Origin of the sequence: Sphingomonas sp. VDB2, assembly GCF_047946695.1 — a bacterium.
GTDB classification, from domain to species: Bacteria; Pseudomonadota; Alphaproteobacteria; order Sphingomonadales; family Sphingomonadaceae; genus Sphingobium; species Sphingobium bisphenolicum.
In genome coordinates this window covers 1,180,068-1,199,267 of record NZ_CP159615.1, presented here as the reverse complement: position 1 = coordinate 1,199,267, position 19,200 = coordinate 1,180,068, and the positions used below count along the sequence as shown (strand labels likewise).

General features: G+C 61.0%; 17 protein-coding genes. 6 read left to right on the top strand and 11 right to left on the bottom strand.

Annotated elements, in window-relative coordinates:
• Positions 1-19: 19 nt before the first annotated feature.
• Positions 20-1,267: a CaiB/BaiF CoA transferase family protein gene (locus ABT375_RS05950; RefSeq protein WP_416464440.1), complete on the bottom strand. Its 1,248-nt coding sequence runs from the start codon at positions 1,265-1,267 to the stop codon at positions 20-22.
• Complete coding sequence (locus tag ABT375_RS05945) at positions 1,264-2,064, bottom strand: crotonase/enoyl-CoA hydratase family protein (protein ID WP_261934229.1); 801 nt, start codon at positions 2,062-2,064, stop codon at positions 1,264-1,266. The genes ABT375_RS05950 and ABT375_RS05945 overlap by 4 nt, the downstream gene beginning before the upstream one ends.
• Positions 2,065-2,171: 107 nt before the next feature.
• Here ABT375_RS05945 and ABT375_RS05940 point away from each other — a divergent pair, with 107 nt between their 5' ends.
• The 5 genes from ABT375_RS05940 (at position 2,172) to ABT375_RS05920 (ending at position 7,831) form a co-directional block, all read left to right on the top strand.
• A complete protein-coding gene (locus tag ABT375_RS05940; protein ID WP_416464439.1) occupies positions 2,172-3,056 on the top strand; it encodes a LysR family transcriptional regulator in 885 nt (294 codons plus the stop codon).
• A gap of 71 nt (positions 3,057-3,127) precedes the next feature.
• Positions 3,128-4,282, top strand: a complete 1,155-nt coding sequence (locus ABT375_RS05935; RefSeq protein ID WP_416464438.1) for an acyl-CoA dehydrogenase family protein — start codon at positions 3,128-3,130, stop codon at positions 4,280-4,282.
• Between the two features lie 16 nt (positions 4,283-4,298).
• Positions 4,299-5,183: an acyl-CoA dehydrogenase family protein gene (locus ABT375_RS05930; RefSeq protein ID WP_416464437.1), complete on the top strand. Its 885-nt coding sequence runs from the start codon at positions 4,299-4,301 to the stop codon at positions 5,181-5,183.
• On the top strand, positions 5,074-6,633 hold the full coding sequence (locus ABT375_RS05925) for an NAD-dependent succinate-semialdehyde dehydrogenase (RefSeq protein ID WP_416464436.1): 1,560 nt from the start codon (positions 5,074-5,076) through the stop codon (positions 6,631-6,633). The genes ABT375_RS05930 and ABT375_RS05925 overlap by 110 nt, the downstream gene beginning before the upstream one ends.
• A 118-nt stretch (positions 6,634-6,751) precedes the next feature.
• Positions 6,752-7,831, top strand: a complete 1,080-nt coding sequence (locus tag ABT375_RS05920) for a hypothetical protein (protein WP_416464435.1) — start codon at positions 6,752-6,754, stop codon at positions 7,829-7,831.
• A 161-nt stretch (positions 7,832-7,992) separates the two neighbouring features.
• On the opposite strand, the gene ABT375_RS05915 is transcribed toward ABT375_RS05920, so the two are convergent.
• The 9 genes from ABT375_RS05915 to ABT375_RS05875 all read right to left on the bottom strand — a co-directional run bounded on the left by ABT375_RS05915 (position 7,993) and on the right by ABT375_RS05875 (position 18,144).
• Complete coding sequence (locus ABT375_RS05915; RefSeq protein ID WP_416464434.1) at positions 7,993-8,532, bottom strand: hypothetical protein; 540 nt, start codon at positions 8,530-8,532, stop codon at positions 7,993-7,995.
• Between the two features lie 187 nt (positions 8,533-8,719).
• Positions 8,720-10,042, bottom strand: coding sequence for an NAD(P)/FAD-dependent oxidoreductase (locus ABT375_RS05910; RefSeq protein WP_416464433.1), 1,323 nt, complete (start codon positions 10,040-10,042; stop codon positions 8,720-8,722).
• A gap of 49 nt (positions 10,043-10,091) precedes the next feature.
• Positions 10,092-11,663, bottom strand: coding sequence for an ABC transporter substrate-binding protein (locus tag ABT375_RS05905; protein ID WP_416464432.1), 1,572 nt, complete (start codon positions 11,661-11,663; stop codon positions 10,092-10,094).
• Positions 11,660-13,066: an aldehyde dehydrogenase family protein gene (locus ABT375_RS05900; protein WP_416464859.1), complete on the bottom strand. Its 1,407-nt coding sequence runs from the start codon at positions 13,064-13,066 to the stop codon at positions 11,660-11,662. Before ABT375_RS05900 ends, ABT375_RS05905 begins: the two co-directional genes overlap by 4 nt.
• A 79-nt stretch (positions 13,067-13,145) precedes the next feature.
• Positions 13,146-14,423 carry an NAD(P)/FAD-dependent oxidoreductase gene (locus ABT375_RS05895; RefSeq protein ID WP_416464431.1) on the bottom strand — a complete coding sequence of 426 codons (1,278 nt, stop codon included), beginning with the start codon at positions 14,421-14,423 and terminating at the stop codon, positions 13,146-13,148.
• Between the two features lie 10 nt (positions 14,424-14,433).
• Positions 14,434-15,252, bottom strand: coding sequence for a GNAT family N-acetyltransferase (locus tag ABT375_RS05890; protein WP_416464430.1), 819 nt, complete (start codon positions 15,250-15,252; stop codon positions 14,434-14,436).
• A 65-nt stretch (positions 15,253-15,317) separates the two neighbouring features.
• A complete protein-coding gene (locus ABT375_RS05885) occupies positions 15,318-16,520 on the bottom strand; it encodes a DUF1624 domain-containing protein (protein ID WP_416464429.1) in 1,203 nt (400 codons plus the stop codon).
• 39 nt (positions 16,521-16,559) lie between these two features.
• A complete protein-coding gene (locus tag ABT375_RS05880; protein ID WP_416464428.1) occupies positions 16,560-16,955 on the bottom strand; it encodes a RidA family protein in 396 nt (131 codons plus the stop codon).
• A gap of 13 nt (positions 16,956-16,968) precedes the next feature.
• Positions 16,969-18,144 (bottom strand): DSD1 family PLP-dependent enzyme, encoded by a 1,176-nt coding sequence (locus ABT375_RS05875; RefSeq protein WP_416464427.1) that lies wholly within the window; start codon positions 18,142-18,144, stop codon positions 16,969-16,971.
• Positions 18,145-18,251: 107 nt separating this feature from the next.
• Between ABT375_RS05875 and ABT375_RS05870 the strand changes: the two genes are divergently transcribed.
• Positions 18,252-19,160 (top strand): LysR family transcriptional regulator, encoded by a 909-nt coding sequence (locus ABT375_RS05870; protein ID WP_416464426.1) that lies wholly within the window; start codon positions 18,252-18,254, stop codon positions 19,158-19,160.
• The last annotated feature ends 40 nt before the right edge of the window (positions 19,161-19,200 follow it).

Sequence of the window (19,200 nt, the reverse complement as noted above, 5' to 3'; positions counted from 1 at the left end):
CTCTCTAACGCTTGAAATTTCAACGCAGCCGTTCGGCGATGACGTCCGCCTCCATGAGCGCTGCAAGCTCCGCTCCGTCGATATTTAATAGCGTCATCAGAACCTCTCGCGTGTCTTCCCCGGAACGCGGCGGCGCATGGCGATAGTCTGCGGGCGTCTTCGACAATTTGCCGGGATAGCCCAGAATCTTGACCGGCGTGCCGTCGGACCGTGTCATGTCCCGGACAAGGCCGCGAGCCGCGATCTGTGGATCGGCCAGTATATGCGGAATGTCATTGACGCGCCCGCCTGGCAGCTTGGCCGCTTCCATCGCCGCGATCAGATCATCGGACTTCCATCGGGCGATGGCGGGCTGCATCTCATCCTGCAAAGCCTGGCGATGGGGCGAACGCCCGCCATTGACCGCAAAGCGCGGATCGTCCGGGAGATCGGGACGTCCGATCAGCTTGCAAAAGTCGCGGAATTGCCGATCATTGCCCAGCGCCACCAATATGTCCCCGTCTGCGCAGGCGAAGTCCTGATAGGGTACGGTATTGGGGTGCTCGTTGCCCAATCGCCGCGGCAGCATCCCGCCATTGAGGTAATTGCTGGCCTGGTTGGCAAGAAGGGCCACCTGCGTATCGAGCAGCGCCATGTCGATCCGCTGCCCTTCGCCAGTCCGATCGCGATGCGCCAGCGCCGCCAATATGGAAGTGGCCGCATATAGCCCGGTCACCAGGTCGCTGATCGGAATCCCGACCTTGAGCGGTCCGCCACCCGGTTGGTCGTCCGGGCGACCGGTAACCGACATGAGGCCGCTCATGCCCTGGATCAAAAAGTCATAGCCACCTCGGTCCTTGTAAGGACCGTCCTGGCCGAAGCCGGTGATCGAACAATAGATGAGCCTTGGATTGATTTGCGAAAGGGAAGCGTGGTCGAGACCATATTTGACGAGGCCGCCGACCCTGAAATTCTCTACCACGATGTCGCAGTTGATGGCGATCTTGCGGATCATTTCCGCCCCGCGCGGATCGGCCAGGTTGATGGCCACGGATTTCTTGTTCCGGTTCGCGCACAGATAATAGGCGGCGTCACGAGACCCATCTTCCACAAAGGGCGGTCCCCAGCGACGAGTATCGTCGCCTTGCCCAGGCTGTTCGATCTTGATCACTTCGGCGCCCAGATCGCCCAGTATCTGCGTACACCATGGCCCGGCCAGAACACGCGAAAGATCCAACACGCGAAGGCCCGCCAGCGGACCAGACGGGGTTTTTGCGGCGTCGCTCACTTGTCCCTGAACTCCGCCCTGCGCTTGCCGAGGAAAGCAGCAACGGCTTCATGATGATCCTCGCTATGATGGGCGAGCGCCTGATAGGCCGCCGCCATTTCCAGCAGCGTGGAGAGCTTCATGTCCGCGCCTTCGCGCATCAGACGCTTCGCCATGCGAGTGGCGTGACCGGGATTGGCTGCGATCTTGCCGGCCAATGCGCGTGCGCGCGTTGCCAGGGCGTCGTCCGGCACCACCTCTGCCACCAGCCCATAGTTCAGCGCGGTCCCGGCATCGATGGCATCGCCGGTCAGCGTCATCAGGCTGGCGCGCTGCGGACCGATCAGCCGGGGGAGCAGCCAGCCACCGCCGCCGCCCGGAATGATGCCCAGCTTCACATAGCTTTCCGCGACGACTGCGCTTTCGGCCATGATGCGAATATCGCACATGCAGGCGATATCGAGACCAAGGCCAATCGCCGGACCGTTAATCGCTGCGATGACCGGCACTTCCAGTTCACTGACGGCAGGACCTATCATCTGCACGCTCGTGCGGTAGCTGTTGCGGATATCGTAAGGGCTGCCGCCGAACATCCCCACCTGGTCGGCCATATGTTTCACGTTGCCGCCTGCGCAAAATGCCTCGCCGGCACCCGTCAGCACGATAGCGCGGACGGATGTGTCACGCGTCATTTGGCGACAGAAATCAACGATCTCCTCGCTATGCTCGATATGCGAAATGGCATTGCGTTCTTCGGGGCGGTTCAAGGTCGCGGTAACGACAGCGCCGTCACGTTCTACCACAAGGAAGGGGGGCATGCTCTTCTCCACGGCTCTAATCAATCGTAACCGTGCCAAAAGGTTAGGCGTTCCGGTTTCACCAAGCTAATATTGATTTCCATTTTTTCGATACTCGGGAGCTATCGATGGAGTTGCGCCAGCTGCGCTATTTCGTGACCCTGGCCGACACGCGCAATTTTCATCGCGCGGCCGACAAACTCAATATTTCACAGCCGCCATTGACCGTTGCGATCCGCAAGCTGGAGGAAGAGTTGGGGACGACGCTCTTCGATCGCGGATCGCGAGGGGTGACGTTGACGGCGGCGGGGCGCGCTGCGCTGGACATTGCACGCCTGACGCTGGCGCAGGCCGACCGCTTTCGCGAGGTGGTTCGAGAGGGGGCTATGGGCGAGCGGGGCCAATTGCGCGTCGGCTTTGTCGGTTCCGCGACGTTCGAACTGTTACCCCACATCATTCCCGAATATCGCCGTCTCTACCCGCTGGTGGAACTGGTGCTGGAGGAAGCGGCCAGCACCGACATTGCACGCAGACTGTCGGCGGGCGAACTGGATGTGGGACTGGTCCGACTGCCTCTGATGGAAATCGCCCAGGTCGATGCTCAGTCCGTCGACCAGGACGAAATGCATGCTGCCCTTCCGCAAAGTCATATGCTCGCCAATACCGGCAGCGTTGCGCTAAGTCGGTTGGCGGACGAACCGTTCATTCTGCAAAGTCGGATCAGCGTGCTCCATTCCATCACGATCAAGGCTTGCCATGAAGCAGGGTTTGTCCCTCGCGTCGCACAGGAGGCGGCGCAACTAAGCGCGGTGCTGGCATTGGTGCGATCGGGACTCGGGGTCGCCTTGGTGCCCTCACGCGCCGCCAGTGCAGTACCAAAAGATGTGCGGCTGGTGCGGCTGGCTCGTTGCGTGCCGATCGAGACCGGCGTCGCCCTGCCGCGAAATCGTGCGAGCCCGCTAGCCCACAATTTCGCCGCGATCGCGGCCGATAGTTATCGGATATCAAAATAGGGCAATATGATATTGGACAGTGCGAATGCGACAATGCGAATTATCGGTTCCCTTTCGCATTCGAGGCCAAGTTGTTCGACGCCCTGTCCCTGTCCGCATTGCCGCCTGAAGACGAGGCGCTCCGTCCCGCGCTGCGCACGCTGATCGCAGGGGCGATCGCCGACCTCCCTCTGCATCGCCGCGCCCGATCCTGGCAGGGATTTGACGCGGCATTCAGCCGCAAATTGGGGCAAGCCGGTTATCTTGGCCTGTCCTTGCCGAAAGAATATGGCGGTAACGGGCGCGGTCCCTTCACGCGTTTCGTCGTGGTGGAGGAACTGTTGTCGGCTGGCGCCCCGGTAGCGGGACATTGGATAGCCGACCGCCAAAGCGGCCCGCTGATCCTGCACTATGGCACGGAAGAGCAGCGTCGCTTCTACCTGCCGCGTATTTCCAGAGGCGAGGCGCTGTTCTGCATCGGCATGAGCGAGCCGGGTTCCGGTTCGGATCTTGCCAGTGTTCGCAGCCGCGCTGATCTGCAGAAGGATGGAAGCTGGCTGCTCAACGGGCAGAAGATATGGACCACCAATGCGATGCACAGCGACTATATGATCGCGCTGGTTCGCACCTCTGGTACGAATGAAGACCGGCAGTGGGGTCTGTCGCAACTGATCGTCGACTTGACGCTTCCGGGCATTACGATCCGCCCCATCGTCGATTTAACTGGCGACGCCCATTTTGCGGAGGTGTTTTTCGATGACGTTCGCCTCGCCCCCGACACGCTGATCGGAGAAGAGGGGCAGGGGTGGCGGCAAGTCACCGCCGAACTCGCCTTCGAACGGAGTGGCCCGGAACGCATCTATTCGTCGGTCGTCCTGATCGACGCCTGGGTGCGGCATCTCGACGCCGCAGGCCGGAAGGACAGCGCGACGCTACGCCTCGTCGGAACCTTGACCGCTCAACTCGCGGTGCTGCGGGAGATGTCGCTCGCCGTCACGGCCCGATTGGTCGAAGGCGAGAGTCCGGTAGTCGAAGCCTCGCTCATGAAGGATATTGGCACCGGCTTCGAGCAGGCGGTGCCGCAACTGATCGGCGACGATCTTGCTTCTAATCCCGACGAGCCGGTCGACGCTGAGCTTTACCGCACCCTTCTCTACGTCACACATATCGCACCCAGCTTCTCGTTGCGCGGCGGCACGCGCGAAATCCTGCGCGGTATCATCGCGCGCGGCCTTGGCCTTCGCTGAGGGAAAGAAGACCATCATGGACATGCAAGAACTGATCGCCCCCTTTGCCCGTATCATCGAGGATATCTGCACGCCATCGGCCATTCGCGCGGTCGAGGCCGGGGGCGATGCAGCGCCGATGTGGCAGGTTTTCGACGATTCTGGTTTCCTAGACGCGCTGGTGTCGGAGGATTTGGGCGGCGCGGGAGTGTCGCTGGCCGACGCCGCTCCGCTGATCGTACTGCTCGGTCATCACGCGGTGCCGCTGCCGGTGGGGGACACCATGATCGCGCGCGCCCTGTTGACCGCTTCCGGGGCTCGCGCGCCTGCCGGCCCAATCGCGATCGCGACAGGCGCTGGCGCTACACCTTTCGCCGATGTCGCAGCGCATACCCTCTTGGGATCGCCGCAAGCGCCGATACTCGCCAGTGGGGATGATCCTGTCAACGGTGGCCAGGCGCTGCGACCGATCGGCGCGGTATTACGGGCGCTGCTGATATCAGGCGCGAGCGCACGGGTCATGGACATGACTGTGGCCTATGCCAATGCGCGCAATCAGTTCGGCAAGCCTATAGGCAAGCAGCAGGCGGTCCAGCAGCAACTCGCCATCCTCGCCGAGCAGGCGGTCGCAGCCCGCATTGCCGCCGCCATCGGCGTGCGCTCCGGCCTCCCGCCTCGTCCGACCGATGCGGCTATCGCTAAACATGGCGCCAGCGCCGCCGCGGCGCAGGTCGCCGCCATCGCTCATGCTGTCCATGGCGCCATCGGCATCAGCGAGGAATATGACCTGCACCTGCTGACCCGTCGTCTTCATGAATGGCGTCTGGCGGATGGTTCCGAAGGCTATTGGGCAGGATTGCTGGGGGAACGGCGCATGGCTGCAGCGGCTGTCTCGACCGCCGACTATATTCGCGCCGGCTGAGACAAGGAGAAGAAAAGCCATGGCGATTCCACGCCCGATATTCGATGGTCAGGAACGGATGGAAGGCTCCCTGGGCACGATGGAGCTGATGAACCCTGCGACGCGTGAAGTGATTGCGATCATTCCGAGATGCGGTGAGGTTGAAGCGCTGGAAGCGGCGCGCCTGTCGGTCGACGGTTTTAGAATCTGGTCGACCATGTCTGCTTTCGACCGATCGAAGATTATGCGTCGTGCCGCGGACCTGATGCGCGCCGATGCGGATGATGCCGCTGTGGACATAACCCGCGAACAGGGCAAGCCGTTGGCGCAGGCGCGGGGCGAATGGCTGGCCTCCGCCGACCTGCTCGACTGGTATGCCGAAGAGGGGCGCCGCGCCTATGGCCGTCTGATTCCGACCCGCGCATCCGATATGCGCTGGACCGTGTTTCGCCGGCCGGTCGGCCCGGTGGCGGCCTTCACGCCATGGAATTTTCCGGTCTGGACGCCGATGCAGAAGATCGCCCCGGCGCTGGCCGCTGGCTGTTCGGTGGTGCTCAAACCTGCCGAAGAGACGCCTAGCGCCGGATGTCGCGTTGTACAGACTCTGCTCGCTGCTGGCTTGCCGCCCAGGGTGCTGACCATCCTCTGGGGTGATGCGCCCGCTATTTCCGCCGCGCTTTGCGCAGCGCCGGAAATTCAAAAAGTGACGCTCACCGGCTCGACCAGGGTCGGCCGGTTGCTGGCGAGCGCGGCGGGGCAGCATCTCAAAAAGGTGACGATGGAACTGGGCGGGCATAACCCGGTGATCATTGCGAGCGACGCAGACCTCGATACGGTCGTCGCGCTGTCAACAGAGTTTAAATTCCGCAATGCCGGACAGGTTTGTGTATCGCCAACGCGCTTTTTAATCGAACAACCCCTCTATGCCGATTTCGTCGCGGGGGTCAAAGAAGCGGCGGCGAAGTTGCGCGTCGGCAACGGGATGGACGCGGACACGCAGATGGGACCACTCGCCACTGCGGGCCAGCTTTCCAAGATCGAGGCTCTTGCAGCCGATGCGTTGCAGCGCGGCGCTAAGCTGGAGACCGGCGGTGCACGCATCGGCAATAGCGGCTATTTTTTCGAACCCACCATCCTCTCGGGCATGACACCCGACATGGAGGCCATGAACGAGGAGCCATTCGGACCACTGATGCTGGTCATGCCGGTCGAAAGCATCGATGCCGCCCTGATCGAGGCCAATCGCCTGCCTTATGGTCTGGCTTCCTATGCGTTCACAAGCAATCTGAGCACCGAGCAGAGAATCGTCGCCGGGATCAAGGCGGGCATGTTGGGGCTGAACCATTTCGCCATGGCGATGGCTGAAACACCCTTTGGCGGCGTGGGCGACAGCGGGATGGGGTCAGAAGGGGGCATGGAGGGGATGGAAGCTTATCTGCGCCCCTTCTTTGTGACGAGCAAAGCTGGCTGATGGCTCGCCACATATGCTGGGACCCCGACCACTCAGATTGCAAGAAAACTCGGGAAATTAATTGAACGATATCGTTCGATCAACTACGGGTACACGTCAATTCAGGAGGAGAGGTTTCATGCTCAGCGAGTCGCAAAGGCGGCATCTGTCCGATATTCTTCAGCCCGTGTCCCCGCCGCGCCAGCTCGACAATATCTTCACCGATGATCAGCGTCGTCGGATGCTCGATGTCGTGCATAGCGGTGCATGGAAGCTGATCATCGCGCAACATTTCGCCAATGCCGAAGAACTGATCGCCACGTTCGCCGGCGGCTTCCCGGACGGGTTCGAGCCGACCTTGGATATGTTCCTGACGCCGACCTTTCGTGGTTTCTTCGCCAACTATTCGGCAACACTCTATCCTGAGTTGCAGGACGTTTTTTACAATGAAGCCTTTCTCGGTCACGCCAAATCCTATTGGAATGCCCAATATGCCAAGCCGCAGATGATGCTATTCAACATCAACGGGCCGTGTGGCAATAATGATCCTGGGCATATCGACTCCCCCAGTTTTCGAGGCATTCGTTACGAAAACTCGCCGACTTGGCTCTGTTCGATCATGGGTCGTTCAGGTCTTTTCCAGGATTATCTTATCAAGATGGCGCAGGTGATCACCTGGTTCAGCCATGACCCTGCGAGCGGTTTTACCTACTGGCCCAAGGGGCCTCTCAACAAGCCGGTTCGTTTGGCTTCGCCCATCTATAATCGCGGCTTGGTCGTCCAGAACGAGATGATGGTCCATCGTGGCGAGGCGAATGGCTCGTTGGAGCGGCAGCGTCCCGCAGGCCTGGGCTTCGATAGCATCTTCACCGGAGAAATCGGCAATCGTGATGGCTGGCAGGTCAAGACGGGCGATCGGGTGATCGACGAATATCACACGGACGAACTGCGCTTTCTCGTGCATTGGTCGGCCGAGGTTTTCGATGATTTTGATGAGCTTAAGAAGAATATGGATGGATCAGACAATCTGACCTTCGACCGCGTGTTTGACACTTTGATCAAGGATGTTCGTGCGCGCGGGATCGACATTGCCACGCCGACCGACCCTCTGCATGATCCTTTGTTCATCAAGACGCTGAACGACGCTTATGATTATGGCGGCCCAGCTGAATATCCTCTGGAAGCGCCGCGAGGGGGCGTCTACGCAGCGGCGGCCTGATCCGTTTTTGATGATCGACGGCGCGCAAAAGAGCCGATCAAATATGATCGCGTCGAGATCATATTCGAGCGTCTCAAGCACCGGCGGGGCGTCGCAACCCGCTGGGCCGTTGCCGGACCTTCTTCTCGGCCATGGCTCTGGCTGCCACCGTGATCTTCTGGTTATCGCCTACAAGCCTTGGCCTTAAGATAGGAGTTACAGGCCAAATAAAGCTGGGAGTGCGCCAATGTGTGAAATCTCCACATCGCGATAAAAATTGTTTGAAAGTTCGTGGCCGCGACCAACGAGAACTCGGCAGCGAAACTCCAGGAATGTCGCCGAAATGAAGGTCGTAGCGGAAGCTTGACGACACATGCATCATGTCTTCGGGTCCGCCCCAGTTGGTCGAAGATATAGTCAAAGCCTATCATGCGCGGCTTTTGCGCCTGCGCCATCTGGGCAGTGTAGATAGCGTGAAAAGGCGCGCCAAGCAGACCGACATTGCGATCGATATGCTCGTCCATCGCGTTGGACAGTATGACGAGCGGAATGTCGCCAGCGATCTTCGAAAGGCCCGCTGGTACGTCGTCATGGGGACCCCATGTTGGAATGACCTCATAGGCGCTATCCGCATCCGCTTCGCGATATTCCCCGCCCCAGACCTTGCAGGTGGGCCGCAAGGATTCACGCAGCAGTTCGGAATAAGGCGTCCATGCACCCAAGACTTGGTCGAAACGAATTTAGGACCAATCGATGCAAAACGCAGGAAGGTCGGAATACGCCATGCGATCCGCCATGAATTCCGTAGCCATTTCAGACATGCGAAAGCGGGTCAGAGTGCCCTAGCAATCGAAACTGATAGATTTCGGTCGAAACATCGTCTTGGACACCTGTTCTTTGACGGGCGGTTCACAGTGCACCGACTTCGATCTTGGAGCCGTCCGACCACCGGGACAGCCGATAATGGTAGGGGTCGACACTGGGTTTGTCATTGACGATCAGTTCCGCCGCCAAAAATCCGATGCCCGGACCAACACCAAAACCATGCCCCGAGCAGCCGGCGGCGAGATAGTAGCCGCCAATGCCATCGACTGGAGAAATGACCGGCACCGCATCGGGCGTGGAATCGACATAGGCGCCCCAAGCTTCGTCGACTTCGATGTCCGCCAGGGCGGGGAAGCTGGCGCGGACATTCGCGAGGATCGCCGCGATGAATTTCGGATCGGGATCGGGGTCGAGCACCCGGATATCAGAAAAGCGGTTGTCTTTGCTCGACCACCAACTGGAAACGGATTCCGGCCCGACGAAGAAAGATTTGCCGACGCCAACCTGCACGGCACGCAGGCGCTTGATAAACATGGGCATGAATGGCTTTGCGTAGCGCAGGCTCTGGGGCGTAACTTCCAACGTCGCCTTGCCGCTGATCGTCATGGTATAGCTGCCGTCCAGCCTGCGGGTGAGCGCGCAGTCGGGAGTGTAGAGGACCTCGCCAACATTGGGCGCGGGCCGGGACCGAAGCGCGGTCTGGCGGACGCTGGCCTGCGGGAAACGCACGCCCATTGTATGGCAAAATACCGACGCCCATGCGCCGGCGGCGCACAGCACGGCATTGGCGGCGATGAAGCCCTTTTCCGTATGAACGCCGCTCACCATTCCATTGGTGACGTCCAGGCCATGAGCAGCGCATTGTTGATGAATCGTCGCCCCCAGCGCACGCGCAGCTTCGGCCAGGACCGGGGCGGCCAGGGCGGGCTCGGCCTTGCCGTCGCGCGCGGCATGGATACCCCCACGCCATTTGCGCCTGGTTTCGGGGAATGTCTGCGCCGCTTCGCGCGCCGACAGCATGCGCGTTTCGACATCGAACAGCCGCGCGGTTTCCTGCCACTTTTCCCAGTCTGCCAGCTGCTTGTCATCGTCGCTGGCATAGAGAAGCCCGGTCCGGCGAAAGCCCAGATCCTGGCCGATCTCATCGGCGAGTCCGTCCCAGAGCTTCATCGCCAGAACCGACAGCGGCATTTCGCGCGCATCACGATTCTGCTGCCGGCACCAGCCCCAGTTGCGGCTGGATTGCTCGCATCCGACATAGCCCTTTTCCAGAAGGACTACGGACAGGCCGCGTTTGGCAAGATAGTAAGCGGTTGCCGCGCCGACGATACCGCCGCCGATAATCACCACGTCCGCGGATCGGGGCAGGACTTCGTCGCTGGGAATTTTCTTGGCTCTGGGTGACATGATGACGTTTCAGCCTGTATTCTAAAATGAGGTTGTGGGGGGCGTAGCCTCAGCCTTGCCACCACACATGTTCTGCGAAGGTGTATCCCATGAATCCACCGAGCGGGTTTGGCGACAGCCCTTTCAGACGTCGGTCATATCCATCAAGAAGGCTGATGAAGGCGGGAATGACGACGCCGCAATGATGTTTCACCAGAGCCTGCATCTCGCCATACATGGCTTTGCGTTTGCCTTCGTCCCGTTCGCCTCTCGCTTCGAGCAACAGGCTGTCGAACCGGGGGTTCTTCCAGCGCGATTCATTCCATTGCGCGTCGGATTTGAAGAACAGGCTGAAGATCATGTCGGCCGTGGGCCGGGGATTGCAATTGCCAAAGCCCAGGGGATGTTTCATCCAGTGCGTGGACCAGTAGCCATCGGCGGGCATGCGATTGACCGCCAGCTTAAGTCCAACGCGCGAGCCATATTCCTGAAGGATGGACGCCATATCGACCGATCCTTCAGCGGCCGCCGACGCATAGATCGGCAGCCGGACGCCGGCCAGCCCACCCTTGTTGATATGCCATTTCGCCTTGTCCAGATCGAGCGCGATCTGCGGCAGATCCTTGTTATAATAGGGGTGGAACGGGGGAATGGGGTGATCGTTGGCGATCATCCCATAATTGCGGAACAGCGCGCGATTGATGAGCGGGCGATCCATCAGATATTTGAGCGCCGCCACGAAATGCGGATTGGATGTCGGAAGACGATCCTGCGCCGCGATGAGATTGGTGTACAGCCCGGACTTCGACTCCAGGATAGCATGTCCGGACGACGCATTGATCCGGCGAACCGATCGCGGATTGACCGCGCAGATCATGTGGACATCGCCCGATAGCAGGGCGTTCACGCGGCTCACCTCGTCGGGAATGCCGATCAGTTCGACTTCTTCGAGATAGGGGCGGCCATTCTTCCAGTAATGGGGGTTGCGGCGCACGAGCGTGCGAATGCCAGGACGAAATTGCGCCAGACGATAAGGGCCGGTTCCGTTGGCCGTCTGGAAATCCTTCGTTCCCGCAGCCAGGATCCCGAAATGGGATTGGGCCAGTATCTCCGGCAGATCGGCATTGCGGCCTGTGAGTGTGATACGCAGATCCAGCGGCCCGGTCGCCTTCACTTCGGCAAACTGGCCGGCGATCCCTGCCAGTTTCGATCCGACCGATGGATTTTTGTGTCGAAGCAGCGTGTAGACGACATCCCCCGCGTCCAGCGTCTTGCCGTCATGGAAGGTCACGCCTTTGCGCAATCGCAGATGCCAGGCTTTCTGGTCATTGCTGACTACACGCTCCGCCAGAGCCGGCTGCGCGCGCAGATCGCCGTCCAGTTCGGTCAGCTTGCTGTAGAGCATCTCGTGGCGCAGATAATCGCCATTATTCGCGCCTGTCGTCGGATCGAGCGTGTCGGCGGTCGAGGATGTCGTGCCCGCGACGCGGATGCGTCCACCCACGCGCGGTCTTTGCGCTGCCAGTGCGGCTTCCGGCAGCAGCAGGCCGGAAGCGGAGGCAAGGAAACCGGCGCCCGCCTGGCCAAGGATGTTCCGACGTGAATAGCCCTCCGACCCTGCGTCGTCCTCACTGCCGGTCATGACGGATCATATCCCAATATGGCTTTGGTTTCGAGGCATTCCTCCAAGCCGAAAACGCCATATTCGCGGCCATTGCCGGACTGTTTGTAACCGCCGAAAGCCGCATGCGCATCCCATGCGGGGTGGTTGATATGCACCTGGCCGGACCGGATGCGACGAGCGACCCGGCGCGCGCTTTCCAGATCCGCCGACTGGACGTGGCCGCCCAGGCCATAGACGGTGTCGTTGGCGATCGCGATCGCCTCCTCCTCCGTCGCATAGGGTATGATGCACAGAACCGGCCCGAAAATCTCCTCCTGCGCGATGCGCATGTCGGTGGTGACGCCGGAAAATATGGTGGGCCGCGTGAAATAGCCCTCGATCAATCCTTCGGGACGGCCCGGACCGCCGCAGATCAGCTTCGCCCCTTCGTCGATGCCGACGGCGATCATATATTGTACGCGGTCGAACTGCGCCTTGTTGGCGACCGGACCCAGAACGCTGTCCTGCGCCGTGGGATCGCCCACGATCATGGTTTCCGCATGACGCCGCGCCAGCGCTTCCACCTCCGCCAGCCGATCGGCGGGCACGATCATTCGCGTCGGCGCGCTGCACGACTGTCCCACATTGCGCAATCCCGACGCGACGCCCAGCGGCACCACCCGCTCGAAATCGGCGTCGGGCAGCAGGATGTTGGGCGATTTGCCGCCCAGTTCCTGCACGACGCGCTTGACCGTCACGGCGGCGGCCTGCGCCACCAGCACGCCCGCGCGCACCGATCCGGTGATCGATACCATGTCGATGTCGGGGTGGGAGGCTATGGCCGCGCCGACCTCTTCCCCCGTACCGTTGACAAGATTGAAGACGCCGGGCGGCGCGCCCGCATCATGCATGATCTGCGCGAACAGCAGCGCGCTCAGCGGCGAGAGTTCGCTCGGTTTGAGGACCACGGTACAGCCTGCGGCGATGGCGGGCGCGACCTTGGCGGTGATCTGGTAGAGCGGCCAGTTCCAAGGCGTGATCAGGCCGCAGACGCCGATCGGCTCCCGCACGATCGCCGTTGATCCCTGGAGTGTGACGAAGGCATAGTCGCTCAGCGCCTCTATCGCCGCGCGCACATGCGCTATGCCGAACGGCACCTGCGCGCTGCGCGCGAAGCTGATGGCTGTGCCCATTTCCGTCGTCATCGCGACCGCCAGTTCTTCGGCCCGTGCTGCCATCAGGGCGAGCACCCGTTCCAGCAGCGCGCGCCGTTCCTCGACAGGCGCAACGGAAAATGTCGCGAACGCCCGTCGCGCCGCAGTCACGGCATGATCGACATCGGCTGCGGTGCCCATGGCAAGAGAGCCGATGACCTTTTCGGTGACCGGGCAGATGATCGTGCTGCTCTTGTCCGAAGAGGATGTGCGCCACTGACCATCGATGTAGAATTGGCGATACTCCGGGAGGCTCACTGATCTGTCCTTGTAATGCTGTTGACGATAAGCCCGATATTCGGGACTTTCAGTGCAATATGTCCTGCAATTTATAATAGGCGCCGACGAACGGCAGGAACCATGTCGGGCCGAAATGTCCCGGAATGGCGGGCCAGTCGAAATCTCTCCACGGGTTGGCCGCTGTGTTGCCGTCCATCACCTCAGCCATGATCTGGTCCATATAGGTCGACATCTGCGTGCCGTGCCCGCTATAACCCATGGAGTAGAACAGGCCGTCATGTTCACCCGCGCGCGGCAGGCGGTCGGCCGTCATGTCGACCATGCCACCCCAGCAATAATCGATCCGGACATCGGACAGGCTGGGGAATATCTCGATCATCGATCGCTGGAGGATGGCACCGCTCTTCATGTCCGACTGGGGGTTGGATTTGGCGAAGCGCGCCCGGCCACCGAAGAGCAGGCGATTGTCAGGCGTGACGCGGAAATAGCTGACGAAATTGCGCGTGTCGGTCGCGTTGCGGCGATGCGGCAACAGGCTGTCCAGCCGTGCCTGCGACAAGGGTTCGGTGACGATCAGGAAGGCGCCGACCGGCACGATGCGACGGCGAAAATAGGATAGCGGCCCGACGGCCGAGGTGCCCGTCGCCAGAAGCACCTGCTTTGCGGTGACCTGGCCCGATGGCGTAGACAGGCTATGGGCATGACCGTTCAGGCGCTTCATGCCGGTAACCGGACTGTTTTCATGCAACCGAACGCCATGGCGCGCCGCTGCGGTCGCCAGGCCATGGGCGAATTTGCCCATATGCATCGCCGCGCTTTTGGGAAAGATGAGGCCGCCGAAATAGCGGTCGGTGCCGACTTCAGACGGCATGTCCTGACGGGACACCATATAGGCGTCCGGATCGGCGCCTTGCGCCATCAGTTCCTGCGACCGCGCCAGCTTGTCATAATGGGCGGGTTTGGCCACCATCTTGAGCTTCCCGACGCGCCTGAAGTCGCAGTCGATCGCTTCTTCGCGGACGATGCGTTCGACCGTATCGACCGCTGTGTTGAAGCTCTGGTAAAGGCGTTTGGTGGCATCGGCGCCAAGACGGCCGACCATGCCGGCATAATCCTGCGCAAAGCCGTTATTGCACATGCCCCCATTGCGCCCGGACGCGCATCCGCCCAGCCGCCCGGCTTCCAGCAGGATGACGCGCGCGCCTTTTTTCGCCAGCGCGATCGACGCGGAAAGGCCGGTAAAACCGCCGCCCACCACCGCCACATCATAGTCGCCTTCGACCGGACCCTTTTCCGTGCCCAGGAAGGTCGGGGCCGTGTCGTGCCAATAGGGGGTAAGTTTCATACGATGTGCCTCAACCGAAAGACTGGCTTGCAAGAGCATAGATGCGGCCTGGCCCCATAAGGGGTGGGCGCTGCCCCCGGATCATGGTGGTGACGTTGCCGACTTCGGGCAGGCCCTGCGCCGTCAACCAGTCGCCAAGGCCGCTGTCGCCAGTGATATCGACGCGCAGAAACTGGCCTGCTTTCTCCGTGATGAAATGACCGATCAGCAATTGAGCGTCGGCTGTGCTCGTCGCGACAACAGGCCCGACGGCTTGGCCAAAGCCGAAGGGGCGACATGTGGCAAAGCCGTCGATCACCCCGTCGCGTTCGATGACCATTGCGGTGCCGATGCGGACGAACATCTCGATCAATCGAGTCCGCTCTGCGCCGAAGGCGTGCCGGTCCAGCTGCACGATAGCGGGCAGGTCGCTGGCCTGCGCCCGTCGGACGGGTCCGGTCGGGAACGGGGAAAGCATAGCTGGCCTCTGCGCCTGATGCTGGTGAACGGTGCCAATATCGCTGAACCCGAAGGCCTCGTAGAGACGATGCCCCTCTGCCGTCGAGTTCAGCAGAAGTGTGCGATCGCTGGTCGCTTCGAGCATGGTGTCCATCAGTGCCCGTCCCAGTCCACGGCCCTGCATCGCAGGTGACACGATGATGATGCCGCAGGTGGCGAAGGCGTCGCCATAAGACCACCAAAGTGCGGAGGCGACGATCTCGCCGTCCGCCTCCGCCAGCAGGCCCTGGCCGAGGTCCAGGGCGACGCGCCAGTCGTCCCGACGATAGGGCCAGCGTACCGCCTGCGACAGCGCCAGCGCGCCATCGAGATCGCGATTCGTATCGCTCATGGGCCGCAGCGTGAAAGAAGAGAGGGTGGAAATCGCTCCATCCTTGATCTGAACCGTGGGGCTGGTCACAAATAGCGCAGCCAGTGTTGATCGCGATGATCCCGCTTGTACTGGGCGAACCATTTCGACGGATAATAGAGCGGCAGGATCAGCGCGACCGACCAGATCCAGACCCAAACTATCGATTCGACACCGAATGATGGACCGTGATTGGGACCCCAGATCAGCAGCGCGCTGTTATACAGGGTGCGCAGCACGTAGATGTGCAGGATATAGTAGAACATAGGCGCGCTTCCCAGCGCCGCGAGCCATGCTGTCGCCTTGGCGTCGCTGCGCCGTTCGAAAAAGGCCAGCAGCACCGCGCCCAGACCCAAAGTGGGCAGCAGGAACAACAAGGAGGGCGGGTATTTGGTGAGCGCGAGGAAGCTCATCACCGTCCTGATGGTTTCGCCGGTGTAGAACCATGGCTTGTCGCCATAGGCGTTGACGAAGCGCAACGCGACGAAACCCAGGATGAAGGTCAGCCCAAGGCGCATCAGGCGCCGCCGCCGTTCGGCCGGCTGGACGTCCGACGCGAACCAGGGACCAATGGCGTGACCGAGCAGGATCACGCCGATCCATGGCAGGACCGGATAGGTCGTCCTTGCGACGAAGCCTGCGCCCAGATCGATCGTGGCGCGCTGGTGCAGCATCGCCCATGGCACATAGAAGCTGTCGCCCGGCTGGAGAATGATGCCGTCGAGCAGATTATGGCCGAATAGGATCACAAGGCCGATGGCGATCCGCGCGCGGGAAGGCAGATGGATCAGCCCGGCCAGTATGATCATACAGATGCCGATGGTCCAGATGACCTGCAACCAGAATATTTTGGGCGGGAAGGTTGTGGACCAGGCGAACGTGATGAGGGTGACGTCCATCACCATCAGGAACAGGCCGCGCTTGATCAGGAACAGCGATGTTTCCGCCTTGCTGTGCGACTGGCCGAAGAGCCAGGCGGACAAGCCCGTCAACGCCACGAAAACCGGCGCGCAGATCTGACTGGTCAGACGCGTGAAGAACAGCGCGGGATCGACCGTCAGGGCGTTCATCGGGTCCGTGACCTGATGATGGAGGAACCAGGTTTCTCGCACATGATCCACCAGCATGATGATCATGACCAAACCGCGCAGAGCATCAATCGCGAGCAGGCGGGTTTTGGCTCTGGCTTGATCACCCAATTGCGAAGGCGCCTTGGCGGGCGTTCGTCCACCAAATGTCGCGGTTGCCATCGGCGGTTCCTTTACATCGAGTCAAATCAGACCAGGGAGTCAGCCCGCACAGGCGGCGATGGCGTCGATCTCGACGAGATAGCCATAATGGAGATGCGGTACGGGTACGACCGACCGGGCCGGACGAACATCGCCCAGCAACTCGGCATAGACAGCATTGAAGCGGGGCCAGTTCTCGATGCCCACGATATAGACCGTCACCTTGAGGAGCTTGTCGACCGAACTGCCGGCCGCCTGCATGACGGCGAGCAGGTTGCGGATGGCGAGGCGCGCCTGATCGTCAAAATCCGCCTCCGGACGGTGCGTGCCGTCAGGCGCGATCGGCAACTGGCCGGAAATATAGGCCAGGCCGCCATATTTGATGGCCTGCGCATAATGACCGCCCGCGGCGGGCGCATCGCCCGTGGTGACGGGAACCGGGGTGGGGTCGATCATATCGATGTCCTTCTCACCATCCTCCAAAGCGAGGCCAGACGGCCTCGATGCTGTCGCTTTGGCCCCGGACGACATGATAGCTGTCATGCTGCGCGCCCGTTGCGCAGGCGTGGTTGGGCAGAATGCGCAGGCGCGTGCCGATCGGCAAATCTGGCAGCGATGCCGTCGAACCGGGCCGGACCGTGATGATGCCATGTTCCTGGTTCGCTTCGGACAGGATAAGGTCGCCCAGGGGCCGGCCGTCGATATCGCAGACCAGACCATAGCCCTGATCGACCGCCTGCTTGGCGGTGCCGCGATCCCGCGACATCGCCATCCATCCGGCATCGACCAATATCCAGCCCTTTTCCGGCTGGTGGCCGATCACCGTTCCCAGCACCGAAACAGCGATGTCGTCGATCGCGCAGACGCCGATTCCGGCCATGACCAGATCGAAAAAGACGAATACGCCTGCGCGCATTTCGGTGACGCCGTCCAGCGCTTGCGCGAAATGCGCGGTCGGCGTCGACCCGACGCTGACGACCGGACAAACGAAGCCCGCTTCGCGCAACAGGGTCGCGGCCCGAACCGCGGCGGCGCGCTCGCCCTCGGCGGCAGCGCGTAACGCATCATCACCGATCGCGCCGTAGCTGGCGCCCGCATGGGTCAGTACCCCGCGCAGGCTAGCGCCATTTTCCAGCGCCCTGGCGATGTCGACAAGAAGCGCCTGGTCGTCGGGCAGGACGCCCGACCGATGGCCGTCGCAATCGATCTCGATCAGAGCCGGTATCATGTCGCCCGTCCGACGGGATGCTTCCGCGACGGCACGAGCCTGCTCGACGGTATCCAGCGTGACCGAAAGATCGACCCCGGATGCTCGAAGGGCCAGGACCCGATCGATCTTGTCGGGTGAAATGCCCACCGCGTAGGTAAGGTCGGTCACCCCGGCCAGAGCGAACTGCTCGGCTTCCTTGAGTGTCGAAACCGTCGCCGGACCGGCGGGAGAGGTCATGACCCGTCGTGCTGCATCAACCGACTTCGCCGTTTTCAGATGCGGCCGCAATTGCACGCCTAACCGGTCCAGTCGTCCGCGCAACCGCGCAACGTTGCGATCCATACGATCCCGGTCGAGGATGAGGCACGGGGTGCCGACGTTCTTGAGCGTTTGGCTGCCGACATCGGTGGCATAGCGGTTCATTTCATCCAGCAAGGCTGATTCCGTTTCACTCTTCAGGGACGTGACAGAAGAGCTAGTTTATGGAAAATTTGCGTGTACTCAATTAATCGATTTGTCATTTGAGATTAAGGTGAATGTTAATGATATCGAGCGACGATTTCCTTTTCTTCGGGGTCATTGCCGGCTCAAGCTCGTTGGCGGATGCGTCCCGTCGGCTCAATGTTTCGGCGCCGGCCGTAACGCAGCGGCTGAAGGCGCTCGAACAGCGCGTCGGGGTGCGGTTGATCGATCGCTCGTCGCGCGGGCTCAATCTGACGGATGAAGGCGAACTCGTGGCGGCCGAGGGCGCAGCGATCGTGGATGCGATCGAGCGACTTGACGAGCGACTGGGGCGAAGATCGACCACCGTCAGAGGAAAATTGAGGATTGCGGCGCCCTATGGCTTCGGCCGGGAATTTGTCGCGCCTGTGGTGCGTGAATTTGTTCAACTCCATCCGGAAGTCACGGTAGCGCTTGAACTGTCTGATAATCCAGCATCGCTGTCATCGGATAGCTGGGATTTGGCCATTCACATCGGGGCGCTGAGTTCAACCAATAGGTTGGTCACCACGTTGGCGCCCAACCGACGCATCGTCTGCGCGTCGCCTATTTATCTTCAGGACCATCCGCTTATCAAGAAACCTGAAGATTTGCGGCAATGCCGCTGTCTGGCCCTGAGAGAAAATGATGAAGACGTCACGCTTTGGCGTTTTTTCCGGCCTAAGTGCAACCCCGAGACGATCCGGATAAAGCCGGTCATGTCAACGAATGACGGCGCCATCATGCGAAGTTGGGCTCTTGCTGGACTGGGTGTGATTATGCGATCGGAATGGGACATTGCGCATGATCTGGCGAATGGCAGCCTTGTGCAGATTTTGTCCGACTGGCAGACGCCCGATGCGGACGTCGTGGCACTTCTGAGTGCGCGAAATGGGCGAAGCCATCGTATCACAGCCTTCCTCGAAATGATGCGAGCTTATCTTCATCCTATACCTTGGCGGGCAGTTTAGAGAGCATGAGGGCGCGCGCGTCCTTGCCTGTCTTGATCTT

What these genes read in the sequence shown, in the direction of transcription:
- ABT375_RS05870 (WP_416464426.1), top strand. Translation starts at nt 18,252, where the DNA reads ATGATATCGAGCGACGATTTCCTTTTCTTCGGGGTCATTGCCGGCTCA.
- ABT375_RS05940 (WP_416464439.1), top strand. Translation starts at nt 2,172, where the DNA reads ATGGAGTTGCGCCAGCTGCGCTATTTCGTGACCCTGGCCGACACGCGC.
- ABT375_RS05885 (WP_416464429.1), bottom strand. Translation starts at nt 16,520, where the DNA reads ATGGCAACCGCGACATTTGGTGGACGAACGCCCGCCAAGGCGCCTTCG.
- ABT375_RS05905 (WP_416464432.1), bottom strand. Translation starts at nt 11,663, where the DNA reads ATGACCGGCAGTGAGGACGACGCAGGGTCGGAGGGCTATTCACGTCGG.
- ABT375_RS05910 (WP_416464433.1), bottom strand. Translation starts at nt 10,042, where the DNA reads ATGTCACCCAGAGCCAAGAAAATTCCCAGCGACGAAGTCCTGCCCCGA.
- ABT375_RS05890 (WP_416464430.1), bottom strand. Translation starts at nt 15,252, where the DNA reads ATGAGCGATACGAATCGCGATCTCGATGGCGCGCTGGCGCTGTCGCAG.
- ABT375_RS05945 (WP_261934229.1), bottom strand. Translation starts at nt 2,064, where the DNA reads ATGCCCCCCTTCCTTGTGGTAGAACGTGACGGCGCTGTCGTTACCGCG.
- ABT375_RS05920 (WP_416464435.1), top strand. Translation starts at nt 6,752, where the DNA reads ATGCTCAGCGAGTCGCAAAGGCGGCATCTGTCCGATATTCTTCAGCCC.
- ABT375_RS05925 (WP_416464436.1), top strand. Translation starts at nt 5,074, where the DNA reads ATGAATGGCGTCTGGCGGATGGTTCCGAAGGCTATTGGGCAGGATTGC.
- ABT375_RS05930 (WP_416464437.1), top strand. Translation starts at nt 4,299, where the DNA reads ATGGACATGCAAGAACTGATCGCCCCCTTTGCCCGTATCATCGAGGAT.
- ABT375_RS05895 (WP_416464431.1), bottom strand. Translation starts at nt 14,423, where the DNA reads ATGAAACTTACCCCCTATTGGCACGACACGGCCCCGACCTTCCTGGGC.
- ABT375_RS05880 (WP_416464428.1), bottom strand. Translation starts at nt 16,955, where the DNA reads ATGATCGACCCCACCCCGGTTCCCGTCACCACGGGCGATGCGCCCGCC.